Genomic DNA, 14,015 nt, shown 5'->3' on the forward strand with positions numbered 1-14,015 from the left:
GTTTTCCGGGGCCGCATTCTCCTTTTGCTTGAGCCAGCGCTCGCAGGGCCCGAATCCACGCTCACCCCTCAGGGTATGTTGATGAAAGAACTTATTGCACAGCTGATCGACACTGCGCTCGAGACACTGATCGCCGACGGCACACTGCCGTCCGATATACAGCCGAACATCATGGTTGAAAACACCCGCGACAAAGCTCACGGGGACTTTGCCACCAATATTGCGCTGACACTGGCAAAGCCGGCACGCTGCAACCCTCGTGAGCTGGCCCAGAAACTCTGTGCCGCACTGCCCGCTTCCGACAGCATCGAGAAAACCGAGATCGCAGGCCCTGGGTTCATCAACTTCTTCATCACTCAGGCTTCAGCCTATGCCGTGATTGGCGAGATTCTGGCTCAGGGCCAGCAGTTCGGCCGTACCGAGGCCGGCTCCGGCCCGCGCGTTCAGGTCGAGTTCGTCTCTGCAAACCCAACCGGACCGCTGCACGTAGGCCATGGCCGTGGAGCCGCCTACGGCGCCACAGTATCCGATCTACTGGAGGCAGCAGGCGTTCAGGTCGAGCGCGAGTACTACGTCAACGACGCCGGCCGACAGATGAACATTCTCGCCGTCAGCGTATGGCTGCGTTATCTCGAGTTGCTTAATGGTGAGCTGACCTTCCCGGCCAACGGCTATCAGGGCCACTACATCCGTGACATCGCCCATGACCTTGAAAAAAGTCACGGCGACCGGTTCCTGCGCCCGGTGGCCGACCTCTTTGCCGACATCACCCCGGACGAACCAGCCGGTGGTGACAAGGAACTGCACATCGACGCACTGATCGAGCGCGCCCAGTCCATGCTCGGCGACGACTACACGTTGGTTTTCGATGCCGGTCTCGACTCCATCCTCAGCGATATCCGCGAAGATCTCGGCGAGTTTGGCGCTGACTATCAGGTCTGGTTCTCAGAGCGCTCACTGACCAGCAACGGTGACGTGGACAAGGCGCTGGAGTCGTTGCAGGCGAAGGGCCACCTGTACGAAAAGGATGGCAACCTCTGGTTCCGCTCTACCGATTTCGGCGACGACAAGGATCGCGTGGTCAAACGTGCCAATGGCCAGACCACCTACTTCGCGTCTGACATCGCCTACCACATGAACAAGTTCGAACGCGGATTCGATCAGGTGGTGAATATCTGGGGCGCCGACCACCACGGCTATATCACCCGCGTAAAAGCGGCCATCCAGGCACTGGGATACGACCCCGAGCGTCTGATCGTCAAGCTGGTACAGTTCGCCATTCTTTACCGTGGTGGCGAGCGCGTGCAGATGTCGACCCGCTCCGGATCATTCGTCACCCTGCGCGAGCTGCGCGAAGAGGTCGGTGCCGATGCCTGCCGCTTCTTCTATGTTACGCGTAAGGCGGACCAGCACATGGATTTCGATCTGGACCTGGCCAAGTCCGAATCCAAGGACAACCCGGTGTACTACATCCAGTATGCCCATGCCCGCGTCTGCTCGGTACTGCGCAAGCTCGAAGAACAGAGCATGGCCTGGGACCAGAACTCAGGCCTCCAGAGCCTGACACGCCTCGATACCGAGGCGGAGAAAGATCTGGTCACGACACTGAGCAAGTACCCGGAACTGCTGCAAAGCGCCGCGCTGAACTACGAGCCGCATCTGCTGGCTAACTACCTGCGCGATCTGGCCGGTGACTTCCACACCTACTACAACGCGCACAAGATGTTGATTGACGATGCAGAGTTGCGCAACGCCCGACTGACGCTGAGCGCTGCGGTGCGTCAGGTATTGGCAAACGGCCTGACCCTGCTCGGCGTCAGCGCACCGGAGCAGATGTAACCGACAATGGCTCGACAGGACTACGCACAAAAACGCCGCGGCGGTACCTCGGCAAGCCGCAAGGCGGCGCCGCGCAGACAACCGGCCCCGCCACCGCGCAAGCCTTGGGGGTTGGCACTGGTATCGCTGATCGCCTTGGGCGGCCTGGGCGTGCTGATCTACCTGTTGCTCCAGCAACCAGGGGGCGCGCCTGCGGCCAAGCCGGCGGCACCGGCACCGGTTGCCAAGGTCGAAAAGCCCGCACCGACGAAACCGACGCCGGCGCCAACGCCAACGCCGCAAAGCGAACCCGAGAAGAGCGGCGAGCGTTTCGAGTTTTACAACATGCTGCCCAAGAGTACGGTCGAGACGCCGGAGGTATCGGCCTACAAGTCGACGCCGAAAACCGCCAAGCTGGAAACCAAAATCCTCTTGCAGGCGGGGTCATTCCGCAACTCAGCGGACGCCGAGCAGATGCGTGCAAAGATGATTCTGGCTGGCCTCCCCAATGTCAGCACCAGCCGCACCGAAGGCAGCAACGGTGTCTGGTATCGCGTGCGAACCGGCCCGTTTGATACCCGAGCCGAGGTCAACGCCGCAACGAACAAACTGTACACGCTGAATATCCACCCTTTGGAGATTCGCGGCGAATAGCAAATCAACGCCCTGATGAATGCCGGATTTCAACGCATACGACTGCGTACCCTTGAAATCCGGCGCGTCGCATCCATATCCCCTGTATTCACCGACAAACAGGGAATCCTCTGTCATGACAACCATTGTTTCTGTTCGCCGCGGCGATCAGGTCGTCGTCGGCGGCGACGGCCAGGTTTCACTTGGCAACACCGTAATGAAAGGCAGCGCGCGCAAGGTAAATGTGTTGGCCAAGCATCAGGTCATTACCGGTTTCGCAGGCAGCACTGCTGACGCCATTACACTGCGTGACCTGTTCGAGCAGCAGCTCGACAAGCATCAGGGCAACATCATCACCTCCGTCATCCAGCTCGCCCGCGAGTGGCGCTCCGACCGTGTTCTGCGCCGACTGGAGGCGTTGATGCTGGTCGCCAACAAGGATAAGACATTCCTGATCTCCGGCAGCGGCGATATTATCGAACCGGAAGATGGCGTCATCGCAATCGGCTCCGGCGGCAACTATGCGCTCGCCGCCGCGCGTGCACTGGTCGACAACACCGATCTGAGCGCCCGCGACATCGTTGAGAAGAGTCTGCATATCGCCGCCGGCATCTGCGTCTTCACCAATGACAACCTGACCATCGAACAGCTCGCAGCGGCAGGCTGAGGAGACCTCAATGTCCAACATGACCCCACGTGAAATCGTGTCCGAGCTGAACCGCCACATTGTCGGTCAGGATGAAGCCAAACGCTCTGTGGCGATCGCCTTGCGCAACCGCTGGCGCCGCATGCAACTCGACGAGGAGCTGCGTCCGGAAGTCACGCCGAAAAACATTCTGATGATCGGCCCTACCGGGGTCGGCAAAACGGAGATCGCCCGCCGTCTGGCCAAACTGGCCAACGCACCATTCATTAAGGTCGAAGCGACCAAGTTCACCGAAGTGGGCTATGTTGGCCGCGATGTCGAAACCATCATCCGCGATCTGGTCGAAATGTCGCTGAAGATGGTGCGTGAGCAAGCGATGGATCAACACCGTTTCCGCGCTGAAGAGCTCGCCGAAGAGCGTATCCTCGACGCGCTGCTACCGCAGGCCCGTTCAAGCGGTTTCGACAGTGAAGCGCCGAGCAAGACCGATTCCGCCACACGGCAGATCTTCCGCAAGAAGCTGCGCGAAGGCCAGCTTGACGACAAGGAGATCGAGATTGAAGTGGCCCAGCCGCAGGTGGGCGTTGAGATCATGTCGCCTCCAGGCATGGAGGAGATGACCAACCAGCTGCAGAGCCTGTTCTCCAACCTGGGACAGGGCCGCAAGCAGAGCCGTCGCCTGAAGGTAAAAGAGGCGTTCAAGCTGCTGACCGACGAAGAGGCCGCAGGACTGGTCAAGGAAGAGGAGATCAAGCAGCAGGCCGTCGAAAGAGTCGAGCAGAACGGTATTGTGTTCCTCGATGAGATAGACAAGGTGTGCAAGCGGGCCGAAAGCGGCGGTGCCGATGTCTCGCGTGAAGGCGTGCAGCGCGACCTGCTGCCGCTGATCGAAGGCTGCAGCGTCAGCACCAAATATGGCATGGTGCGTACCGACCACATTCTGTTCATCGCCTCCGGTGCTTTCCATTTGGCCCGTCCGTCCGATCTGATACCCGAACTTCAGGGCCGCCTGCCGATCCGTGTTGAGCTACAGGCACTGACGCCGGATGATTTCCGTCGTATCCTGACCGAACCCAAGGCATCACTAACCGAGCAGTATCGTGCGCTGCTGGCCACCGAAGGGGTCAACATCGAGTTCACCGAAGACGGTATCTCACGTCTGGCCGAGCTGGCCTATCAGGTCAACGAAACCACCGAAAATATTGGCGCTCGCCGCCTGCACACGATGATGGAGCGGTTGCTCGAGGAACTCTCTTATTCAGCAGCCGACCGCAGCGGCGAGAAGATCAGTATCGACAAGAACTATGTCGACGATCAGCTCGGACAGGTCAGCCGCGACGAAGACCTGAGCCACTACATCCTCTAACCCAAGCCGTCGGCGCGCCGCACTCTGCAGCGCGCCCAATACTTGCCAGGAGCACAGCATGATCGAGGTCCCGCTACCACGCGATATCCGACTGCACCTGAAATCCCGCACACTGGAGCTGGTGTACGACGACGGCACATTTGAGTTGTCCGCCGAATTTCTGCGCGTACACTCCCCCTCGGCGGAAGTGCGTGGACATGGCATCGGCAACGGCGTGCTGCAACATGGCAAAAAACACGTCGGCATCAAGGGCGTAGAGCCCTCCGGCAACTACGCGCTCAAGATCATTTTCGACGACGGCCACGACTCCGGACTCTACACCTGGGAATACCTGCACGATCTGGCGCACAACCAGGCTGAATACTGGGAGCGCTACCTCAAACAGCTGGAAGCGGCGGGAAAAAGCCGCGACAACGGCTTGATCGCGCGCGGCTAACACCGCGCACATTGAGGCGACTCAAGACAAATCACCTTGTCGGGCGCTACAATGCAGCAACTTTCCATCAGGCAATTTGAGCGGACAATGAGCGATAAGAAGCAGGACACCACCCATTTCGGTTATCAGGAAGTACCCGTCGACGAGAAGGTGAAACGGGTTGCCGACGTTTTCCACTCTGTTGCCGGAAAATACGACCTGATGAACGACCTGATGTCCGGCGGCATTCACCGTCTCTGGAAGCGGTTGACCATCGAGCAGAGCGGCGCGCGGGCCGGGATGCAGGTGCTCGATATCGCAGGCGGCACGGGCGACCTGACACGCAAGTTTTCCCGTCTTGTCGGCCCCAGCGGGAAGGTCGTGCTGGCTGACATCAACGACTCGATGCTGAAGGTTGGCCGCGACAAACTGATCAACGCAGGCGCTGCCGGCAATATCGAATATGTTCAGGCCAACGCCGAGTGCCTGCCGTTTGCCGACAACACCTTCGATATCATCACCATTGCCTTTGGCCTGCGAAACGTAACCGACAAGGATGCGGCGCTGCGCTCCATGCAGCGAGTGTTAAAGCCCGGCGGCAAGCTGATGGTGCTGGAGTTCTCCAAGACCGACAACCCCCTGCTGACCAAAGCCTACGACTTCTACTCGTTCAATATTCTGCCGCAGATGGGCAAGCTGATCGCCGACGATGCCGAGAGCTATCGCTACCTTGCTGAATCGATCCGCATGCACCCGGATCAGGAAACACTGAAGCAGATGATGAACGATGCCGGCTTCGTCGGTTGCCGCTACCAGAACATGACAGGCGGGGTGGTCGCCCTGCACACGGGCATCAAACCCTGACCGTCGCCTGAAGGAGGCGTACATGCCATTGCACATGCTCAGCGCAGGCCTGCTCTCATTTGCCGAGCAAAGCCTTAACACGCTGCTGGCTCAGGACCCGGTCACTCTCGATCGTCTCGGTGCACTGGGCGGGAGGGTCATCGCAGTGGAAGCATCCAGCCCCGCCATGGCCCTCTACCTGCTACCGCATAGCGAAGGCATCGACCTACTGGCACACTACGAAGGCGAGGCAGACGTCACCCTATCAGGTCAGGCCCTGTCACTAATGCGACTGCCGATCGCCGGAAACGAGGTGTTGTTCGGAAAGGGTGTCGCACTCAGGGGCGATGCCGCACTGGCTCATACACTTCAAGGCATACTGGCCGACACCCGAATCGACTGGGAAGCCTGGCTTGGCAACCTGCTCGGCGATGCCGCCGGACACGAGGCCGCCCGGTTCCTGCGCTCACTCGGCAGCTACAGCCGGGACACTGCCCAATCGCTGATCCTAAACAGCAAGGAGTATCTGCAGGAAGAGGCCCAGCTGTTACCGACCCGAATCGAGATTGAGCTTTTCCTCGACGAGGTGGATGAGCTTCGCGAAGCGGTCGACCGCCTGGAAGCACGTATCAACCGCCTCCAGCCTTAGAACGGCTTGACCACCACGAAGATCAGGATCGGCACGAATATCAGCAGCGGCAGCTCATTATAGAGCCGGAAATACTTGCCGCTGCGGGTCAACTCCCCGCGTTGCAACTGCTTAAGATAGGCCCTGCACCACAGGTGATAGCCGATCAGTAGCGCCACAAACAGCAATTTGGCATGCAGCCATCCACCGCTGAATCCCCAGCCCTTCCATAGCCAGACCCCAAACACCAGAGTAAACACCGCCATAATGGTCATGAAGCCGTACAGCTTGCGCGCCATGATCTCGAGCCGGGTCACATCCTGACCGGCACTGCGACCCTCCACGTAATGCACAAATATGCGCGGCAGGTAAAAAATCCCTGCCATCCAGCTGGTCATCGCCAATATATGCAGCATCTTGACCCAAAGCATGCTCTCTCCCTACTCGACATAGAAGCCTTCTAAACAGCAGCGCCCAGTATGCCAGCCTCGCTCAGGCTGTCCATCACGACTCGACACCACCGCGCTTAAGATTTGTTTAAGTTTCATGAAATACCGTTCAAGGCTGTATAAAAATGCTCACCGCGGAGTACCTGATGCCCACCCGCCTTCCCTTTAGACGGTTTCAGCTCAACACCTTTCAGTTCAGTCTGGCGCTTTCGATCTTGCTGATTTGCGCCTACAACGTTCCACTCTGGCAGATGATTCTGACACAGCCTCAGGCATCCGGGTGGGCGGGCGTCGTTTTTGTAATCGGCCTGTTCCTGTTCTTCGTCGCCATACTCAATCTGCTGATCACCCTGCTGGTGCCTCGGGCCCTGATGCGTCCTCTAGCGATAGTCGTGTTGCTCAGCGCCGCTGGCATCAGCTACTACATGAACGCCTACGGCGTGATGATCGACAAGACCATGGTGCAAAACGCCCTGGAAACCGATCCGGCGGAGGTTCAGGAATTGCTGACACCGGGACTGGTAGGGTGGATGCTGGGCTTTGGCGTACTGCCCAGCGCGCTCGTGCTGGCCGTCCCCCTGCGACAGACCACCTGGCTGCATGCGGCAAAGCTGCGCACGCTGGGCGCGCTCTTCAGTCTCGTCATCATTGGAGGCGTCGCGCTGCTGCAATATCAGAGCTTTGCCTCGCTGTTTCGTAACCACCGCGAGGTACGTCATCTGATCGTGCCAACCAACTATCTCTATTATGGCCTGCGCACCCTCAGCGGCGCATATGCACAGAGCAATCACCCGCTCGAAAGCATCGGCGTGGATGCTCACGAGCAGAAACCCGGTCCGCGCCCGCGCCTGACTGTCATCGTCGTCGGCGAGACCGCTCGGGCACAGAATTTCTCGCTGGACGGCTACACGCGTGATACCAACCCCGAGCTGAGCAAGCGCGATGTCCTGTTCTTCGACAATACCTGGTCCTGCGGCACCAGTACCGCCGTATCGGTGCCCTGCATGTTCTCCGCCAGCGGCCGGGACAACTACGATGCCGACAGCGCCCACTATACCGAGGGGCTGATGGACGTACTTGCACATGCCGGTATTGATACCCTCTGGCGCGACAACAACTCAGGCTGCAAGGGCGCATGCGATCGCATACCCAATGAGTCCACCAATCCGGCCAATTGCGAAGACGATGAGTGCTTCGATACCAAGATGCTGGAGGGGCTTGAACTCAAGCCGACGCAGGAACGCCCGGGCGACCGTGTCATTGTCATGCACCAGAAAGGCAGCCATGGCCCTGCCTACTACAAGCGCTACCCCAGCAACTTCGAGCAGTTCAAACCCGTGTGCGACAGTGCCGAATTGCAGAGTTGCGATGTCGAGCGCATCGTGAACGCCTATGACAACACCATTCTGTATACAGACTACTTCCTGTCACAGACCATCGACATGCTCAAGCAGGCGCAGGAGCAGTATGACACCGCGCTGATCTACATGTCCGATCACGGCGAGTCACTGGGAGAGTCTGGGGTGTTTCTGCACGGCGTGCCCTACCTGATCGCACCGGAACAGCAAAAGCGCGTGCCGATGGTGATCTGGCTATCGGACGGGATGCTACAGGATGCGCATATCAGCAAAGCGTGTCTGGCTGAGAAACGCCATGATGAATTCAGCCACGATAACCTGTTCCATTCGGTTCTTGGGCTGATGGGTGTTGAAACAAGCGTCTACAACCCCAAACTCGATCTGTTCAACGCCTGCCGCTGAACAGATCAATAGCCGAGCAGTGAGTACAGCTCGCCTCGGCGCACCTCTCGGGCGGCTCCATCAATTACTCCCTGACGCTGGTACTCCAACACGATCGGCCGACCGGCACGTCGGACCTGCTCAGGCCCCATGCCCGACTGCATTCGCGGATCGTAGAGCAGCCGCAGCAGGACAAAGTCCAGCCCGCTGAGCAACTGATCGGTCGAGCGGTCATTGAAGATGGAGGGGTAGACCTTTTCTGAATCGTTGGGCAGCCCCAGAATCTGGGTCAGCTCCTCGACGATGCAGCTGACCAGCTTGCCCTCCTGACTGGCCCGATCCACCGGAATAGCCACCAACGCCCGGCTGATCTCGCCGCCCTGACTCCAGATGCGCGCCAGACAAAGTGTTCTCGGGGGGATGGATCCGCCGTTGCTTTTCGCTCGCCATACCTCGGCCAACGCTTGCTGGCGCAGTAACAGCACTTCAACGTTCGCCGCCCTGGCTGTGGCTACAAGCCTGATCGGGTGGCCGGTAATATCGCTGAGCTGATCCAGATGAGCCTTGATCAGCCGTTCGTGAAGCGCCCGTTCGGGCAACTGGTAATCGACGTGGACGCGCAACGGCTCGTGCCATTTTCGCAGGATAAGCGGGTCGGGGCCGTGCTCGGCACGCAGCCCCACTTCGATCAGACTGTCGAGAATATATTCCGGCTGCTGCCAGCGCTCTGCCGCCATCAGGCTCAACGGCAAGCAGAGCAGCACACTACAGCACCAGCGCAGGATCATTCCGCGCAGGTATCCACCCGCAGCAGATCGACGATCTCGACACGCAGCTTGTCGCCAGGCTCCAAAGCCCCGACTCCGGCCGGTGTACCGGTCAGAACCACATCACCCGGCTCCAGCGTAAACCACTGGCTGATATAGCTGATCAGCGCCAAAATCGGGGTGATCATCTGTGCGCTGTTGCCATCCTGGCGTACCTCGTCGTTAACCGTCAGGCGCAACTGCACGTCCGTCAGATCGCCGACACTGGCCGGAGTCAGGAAGGGCGACAAGGGACAGGCACCGTCGAACCCCTTGGCGCGCTCCCAGGGATGTCCCTTGGACTTGAGCTTTTCCTGCACATCTCGCAGGGTAAGATCCAATCCCAGCCCGACACCCACAATGGCGTGCTGTGCCGCCTGCTCATCCGCATGGCTCAGGCGCTCGCCAATCAGTATTGCCAACTCGGTCTCGAAATGAACGCTGCCTAATCCACGCGGCACCTTGACCGGTTCCGACATCGTACTCAACGCGCTGGAGGGCTTCATGAACAACAACGGCTCGCTGGGCACTTCATTATTCAGCTCACGTGCGTGCTCAGCGTAATTGCGCCCGATGCAAACCACCTTTCCCACCGGCAGCGCAACCGCAGCCCCATCCGCCATCGTATGCTGATATCCCATAACCGCTCCTTACTGACTATTCGCTCAATTACCTGATCGCATCATAGCCTCGCAATCAGGCGGCAACCAGTATCGGTCGCGGACGTTTTGCCAGCCACAGCGAGCAGCACAGGGTGATGGCCAAGACCAAAGTGGACCCCATTACCACACCGAACCACCCCGCCATGCCCCAGAAGGGGTGGAGGTAGAAGCCACCCACACTGGCACCGAGGTAGTAAAACATCAGATAGAGGGACGACGCGCTGGCCTTGGCCCTCTCGGCATTATGGCTCACCCAGCTGCTGACGCTGGAGTGCGCAAAAAAGAAGCCGAAGCTGTTGATCAAAAGCCCCAGAATAATGGCAGGTAATCCTGGCATCAGTGTCACCGCAGACCCGATCATCAGGATCACAATACCCAGTGTCATGCAGCGCGGCTGACTGATCTTCAGCGCCACCCGACCGGCCAGCGTCGAGCCGACCGTACCGCTTAAATAGGTCAGAAACAGCAGACCTAACAGGCTCGGCGGCAGGTTGTAGGGCGCATCCGCCAGCACGAAGGTGACATAGCTGTACTGATTAACGAATATAAAGAAGTTCAAGCCGCCGATGATGTAGGCCAGCAGAAGCGCTGGGTTACGCAGGTGCAGAGCCAGATCTGCCAGCATCTGACGAGGCCGCACCGGCCGCGGCGAAAAGTGTTGGGAGGGCGGCAGCAGCAGCGCAAACGCCAGCAGACACACAAGGCTTACGCCACTCATCACCAGAAAGGCGTTGCTCCACCCCAGCCATTCACCGACGAAACCGCCAACAAGGCGCCCGCCAATACCCCCGAGACTGTTGCCGCTGATATACAGCCCAACCGCCACGGCAACCGCGCGCTTGCTGAACTCATCCCCCATATAGGCGATCGCCACCGCAGGCAGGCCACCAAGCAGAACACCCTGAAGTGCGCGCAATGCCAGCAACACGTAGTAATCCCTCACCAGTGCCAGCGCCACCGTAACGAGCGCAGCACCGGTCATGGTCACCAGCATGATCACCCGTCGGCCAAGCGCATCGGAGAGCGGGCCGTAAAACAGCAGTGACAAACCCAGCATCAGGGTCGTAACCGTGAAACTCCAACCCGCCAATAGCGGCGATATGCCGAAATCCTCGGCCAGCATCGGCAGCAGCGGCTGGGTGACATAGACGTTGGCAAAGATCATGAATGAGCCCAGAACGAGCGCCAACGTGGCTCGCCAAAACGCGTTATGACCCAATTCAATCACGGTAGAGCTCCAGCAGTTGGTTAAACTCTGACCACGATAGCAATGGATTTAAAATCAATAAAATATATAATTATTATTGTATTGATAAGGAAGTATTATGATCGACATTCGTGCATTGCGCTATTTTCTCGCCGTCGTCGACGAAAACGGCTTTACCGCGGCGGCGCGTAGCCTGCATGTGGCCCAGCCTGCAGTCAGCATGGCGATCCGTAAACTGGAGGAGAGTCTGGAGCTGACGCTGTTTCACCGTCGCGAACGCAGCATCGAACTGACTGACGAGGGCCACACACTGCTCGCTCATGCCCGTCGCATCGTGCAGGCAACCGAAGACGCCGAACTGGAGATGCGCGAACTGCACGGGTTGAAACGCGGTGAGGTCAGGATCGCCATTCCCAGCATGCTCGGCTCCTACTACTTTCCGCCGATCCTGATGGCATTTCGCCACCGCTACCCGAACCTGCAGTTGACCGTAGTCGAGTCGGGGGCACGCAAGATCCAGCAGATGATCTCAGAAGGGGAGATCGATGTTGGCGTCATCGTCAGCGACACACCACCGGCCGACCTCGAAAGTCACTGTTTTCTGCGCGATCAGATGACCGCCGTTATGTTGCGTGACCATCCGCTTGCCGAACGGCCCAGCGTCAGTCCCGCTGATTTCTTTCAGGAAGACCTCGTCGTGTTCAAACAGGGCTATTTCCACCGCGAAACGATGGAACGTCTGGCTCGGGAATCCGGATATGCACTGAAAATAGGGTTTGAGACCAACCTGCTGCCGCTGATCAAGCAGATCGTTCGCCACGGCTTTGCCATCACAACATTATTGACCATGGTAATCGAGGAAGATGCGGATCTGGTGGCACGTCCTTTTTCCGAGCCGGTCTGGCTTGATCTGTCCATCGCCTGGCGCCGAGATGGATATCTGTCGCGCGCCAATCGGGCCTTTGTCGATTTTTTGATCGACCATACACCGAACGCAACTACTACTCACGGAACATGACAGCGGCACAAGATGTCACTATGATGCTTCCTTTTTTTGCGGAGAAAGCTGCAATGCTGAGCGTAAACCAGTATTTCGACGGCAAGGTAATGTCGATCGCGTTTGAAGGCCCGGACGGCCCTGTCACCTCCGGCGTCATGGCGCCCGGCGAGTACACCTTCGGCACCAGCCAGAATGAGCTGATGAAGGTTACCTGCGGAGAATTGGTTGTACGCCTGCCCGGCAGCAGTGACTGGCAGTCCTTCCCGGCCGGTACGGAGTTCAGCATCGCCGCCGAGCAGTCATTCGACCTGAAGGTCAGCAAGCCGACTGCCTACCTCTGCTTCTATAGCTGATGCCTGCCGCCGCCGAAGATCCCCATTCGGCGGCAACTCCAATCCTACTCAACTTCTGCTGAGAAAATTTCCGCAACTCAGTCTTTCCGCAAGCGCTCAATATGCCCCGGGTATGCTACAATGCGGCACTTTCTTACCACCGGCCGACATTTTCGGCGAAAGTTAGGAACCCGCTGCAGATGATGAGCAAACCCACCTCCCTCGAAAAGAGCAAGATCAAGATCCTGCTGTTGGAGGGCGTGCACCAGTCCGCGATCGACACGTTGAATGCCCAGGGCTACACCAACATCGAATTCCACACCGGTTCTCTGCCGGAAGAGGAACTGGTGGAGCGCATCCGCGATGTGCACTTCATCGGCATCCGCTCCCGCACCCAGCTGACCGAGAAAGTATTTGAAGCCGCTGAAAAGCTGGTGGCCGTCGGCTGCTTCTGCATCGGCACCAACCAGGTCGATCTTCAAGCCGCGACCCGCGCCGGTATTGCGGTATTCAACGCCCCCTACTCCAATACCCGTTCGGTTGCCGAACTGGTACTGGCTGAATCGATCATTCTGCTGCGTGGCGTGGCCGAGAAAAACGCCAAGGCACACCGAGGTGTCTGGCAAAAAAGCGCCAAGAACTCTTACGAAATCCGCGGCAAGAAGCTGGGTATCGTCGGCTACGGCAGCATCGGTTCTCAGCTGAGCGTGCTGGCCGAAGGCCTTGGTATGCAGGTGTACTTCTACGACGTGGTCACCAAACTGCCGCTGGGTAATGCCACCCAGGTTGCCTCCATGGCCGAACTGCTGGGCATGTGTGACGTGATCTCCCTGCACGTACCGGAAACCGCTGCAACCAAGAACATGATGGGCCAGGTTCAGTTCGAGCAGATGAAGGATGGCGCAATCTTCCTGAATGCTGCCCGCGGTACCGTAGTCGATATCGACGCCCTGTGTTCGGCACTGGCCAGCGGCAAGTTGCTCGGCGCAGCTGTGGACGTGTTCCCGGTCGAGCCACGCACCAACGATGATGAGTTCGTAAGCCCGCTGCGCGAATTCGACAACGTGATTCTGACCCCTCATGTGGGCGGTTCCACCATGGAAGCCCAGGAAAACATCGGCTATGAAGTGGCCGAGAAACTGGTCAAGTACAGCGACAACGGCTCCTCCATCACCTCCGTCAACTTCCCGGAGGTGGCGCTGCCGGAGCACCCCAACGCTCACCGCCTGCTGCACGTACATCAGAATATTCCGGGCGTGCTGTCGAAAATCAACAATGTATTCTCCGAGAACAACATCAACATTGCCGGCCAGTACCTGCAGACCAACGACAAGGTTGGCTACGTGGTCATTGATGTAGACGCTGACTACTCGGAAGTTGCACTAGAGAAGCTGAGCCAGATCGACGGTACCATCCGCTGCCGCCGTCTGTTCTAAGCTGACGCGTTTGCCTCTGAACGCCCGTTTCGCAT

At 58.6% G+C, this 14,015-nt stretch carries 15 protein-coding genes; 11 read left to right on the plus strand and 4 right to left on the minus strand.

Annotated features, from left to right (window positions below; genetic code table 11):
• Window positions 1-81 precede the first annotated feature (81 nt).
• The 7 genes from argS (at window position 82) to ADIMK_RS03995 (ending at window position 6,370) form a co-directional block, all read left to right on the plus strand.
• On the plus strand, window positions 82-1,839 hold the full coding sequence (argS, locus tag ADIMK_RS03965) for an arginine--tRNA ligase (RefSeq protein WP_036183868.1): 1,758 nt from the start codon (window positions 82-84) through the stop codon (window positions 1,837-1,839).
• A 6-nt stretch (window positions 1,840-1,845) separates the two neighbouring features.
• Entirely contained in the window at window positions 1,846-2,472 is a 627-nt protein-coding gene (locus tag ADIMK_RS21215) for an SPOR domain-containing protein (RefSeq protein WP_051692434.1), read from the plus strand.
• Between the two features lie 115 nt (window positions 2,473-2,587).
• The gene (gene hslV / locus ADIMK_RS03975) at window positions 2,588-3,118 is read left to right on the plus strand and encodes an ATP-dependent protease subunit HslV (RefSeq protein WP_036183870.1); all 531 of its coding nucleotides are present in this window, start codon (window positions 2,588-2,590) and stop codon (window positions 3,116-3,118) included.
• A 10-nt stretch (window positions 3,119-3,128) separates the two neighbouring features.
• Window positions 3,129-4,463 (plus strand): ATP-dependent protease ATPase subunit HslU, encoded by a 1,335-nt coding sequence (gene hslU / locus ADIMK_RS03980; protein ID WP_036183872.1) that lies wholly within the window; start codon window positions 3,129-3,131, stop codon window positions 4,461-4,463.
• A gap of 58 nt (window positions 4,464-4,521) precedes the next feature.
• On the plus strand, window positions 4,522-4,899 hold the full coding sequence (locus ADIMK_RS03985) for a gamma-butyrobetaine hydroxylase family protein (RefSeq protein ID WP_036183875.1): 378 nt from the start codon (window positions 4,522-4,524) through the stop codon (window positions 4,897-4,899).
• An 87-nt stretch (window positions 4,900-4,986) separates the two neighbouring features.
• Entirely contained in the window at window positions 4,987-5,742 is a 756-nt protein-coding gene (ubiE, locus tag ADIMK_RS03990) for a bifunctional demethylmenaquinone methyltransferase/2-methoxy-6-polyprenyl-1,4-benzoquinol methylase UbiE (RefSeq protein WP_036183878.1), read from the plus strand.
• A gap of 22 nt (window positions 5,743-5,764) precedes the next feature.
• Window positions 5,765-6,370, plus strand: a complete 606-nt coding sequence (locus ADIMK_RS03995; RefSeq protein ID WP_051692436.1) for a ubiquinone biosynthesis accessory factor UbiJ — start codon at window positions 5,765-5,767, stop codon at window positions 6,368-6,370.
• On the opposite strand, the gene ADIMK_RS04000 is transcribed toward ADIMK_RS03995, so the two are convergent.
• Window positions 6,367-6,780: a CopD family protein gene (locus ADIMK_RS04000; protein WP_036183880.1), complete on the minus strand. Its 414-nt coding sequence runs from the start codon at window positions 6,778-6,780 to the stop codon at window positions 6,367-6,369. The two genes, ADIMK_RS03995 and ADIMK_RS04000, sit on opposite strands and share 4 nt — an antisense overlap.
• 164 nt (window positions 6,781-6,944) lie before the next feature.
• On the opposite strand from ADIMK_RS04000, the gene ADIMK_RS04005 reads away from it, so the two are divergent.
• The gene (locus ADIMK_RS04005) at window positions 6,945-8,558 is read left to right on the plus strand and encodes a phosphoethanolamine transferase (RefSeq protein WP_036184212.1); all 1,614 of its coding nucleotides are present in this window, start codon (window positions 6,945-6,947) and stop codon (window positions 8,556-8,558) included.
• A 5-nt stretch (window positions 8,559-8,563) separates the two neighbouring features.
• Here the strand turns inward: ADIMK_RS04005 and ADIMK_RS04010 are convergent, their stop codons facing one another.
• The 3 genes from ADIMK_RS04010 to ADIMK_RS04020 are packed head-to-tail and all read right to left on the minus strand — an operon-like array spanning window position 8,564 to window position 11,233.
• On the minus strand, window positions 8,564-9,325 hold the full coding sequence (locus ADIMK_RS04010) for a DUF2927 domain-containing protein (RefSeq protein WP_036183882.1): 762 nt from the start codon (window positions 9,323-9,325) through the stop codon (window positions 8,564-8,566).
• Window positions 9,322-9,984 carry a fumarylacetoacetate hydrolase family protein gene (locus ADIMK_RS04015; protein WP_036183884.1) on the minus strand — a complete coding sequence of 221 codons (663 nt, stop codon included), beginning with the start codon at window positions 9,982-9,984 and terminating at the stop codon, window positions 9,322-9,324. Before ADIMK_RS04015 ends, ADIMK_RS04010 begins: the two co-directional genes overlap by 4 nt.
• A gap of 55 nt (window positions 9,985-10,039) precedes the next feature.
• Entirely contained in the window at window positions 10,040-11,233 is a 1,194-nt protein-coding gene (locus tag ADIMK_RS04020) for an MFS transporter (RefSeq protein ID WP_036183887.1), read from the minus strand.
• A gap of 100 nt (window positions 11,234-11,333) precedes the next feature.
• On the opposite strand from ADIMK_RS04020, the gene ADIMK_RS04025 reads away from it, so the two are divergent.
• The 3 genes from ADIMK_RS04025 (at window position 11,334) to serA (ending at window position 13,980) form a co-directional block, all read left to right on the plus strand.
• A complete protein-coding gene (locus tag ADIMK_RS04025) occupies window positions 11,334-12,230 on the plus strand; it encodes a LysR family transcriptional regulator (protein WP_036184215.1) in 897 nt (298 codons plus the stop codon).
• Between the two features lie 53 nt (window positions 12,231-12,283).
• The gene (gene ppnP, locus ADIMK_RS04030) at window positions 12,284-12,565 is read left to right on the plus strand and encodes a pyrimidine/purine nucleoside phosphorylase (protein WP_036184218.1); all 282 of its coding nucleotides are present in this window, start codon (window positions 12,284-12,286) and stop codon (window positions 12,563-12,565) included.
• Between the two features lie 182 nt (window positions 12,566-12,747).
• Entirely contained in the window at window positions 12,748-13,980 is a 1,233-nt protein-coding gene (gene serA / locus ADIMK_RS04035) for a phosphoglycerate dehydrogenase (RefSeq protein WP_036184220.1), read from the plus strand.
• Window positions 13,981-14,015 lie beyond the last annotated feature (35 nt).

The organism is Marinobacterium lacunae, from assembly GCF_000705555.1.
GTDB classification, from domain to species: Bacteria; Pseudomonadota; Gammaproteobacteria; order Pseudomonadales; family Balneatricaceae; genus Marinobacterium_D; species Marinobacterium_D lacunae.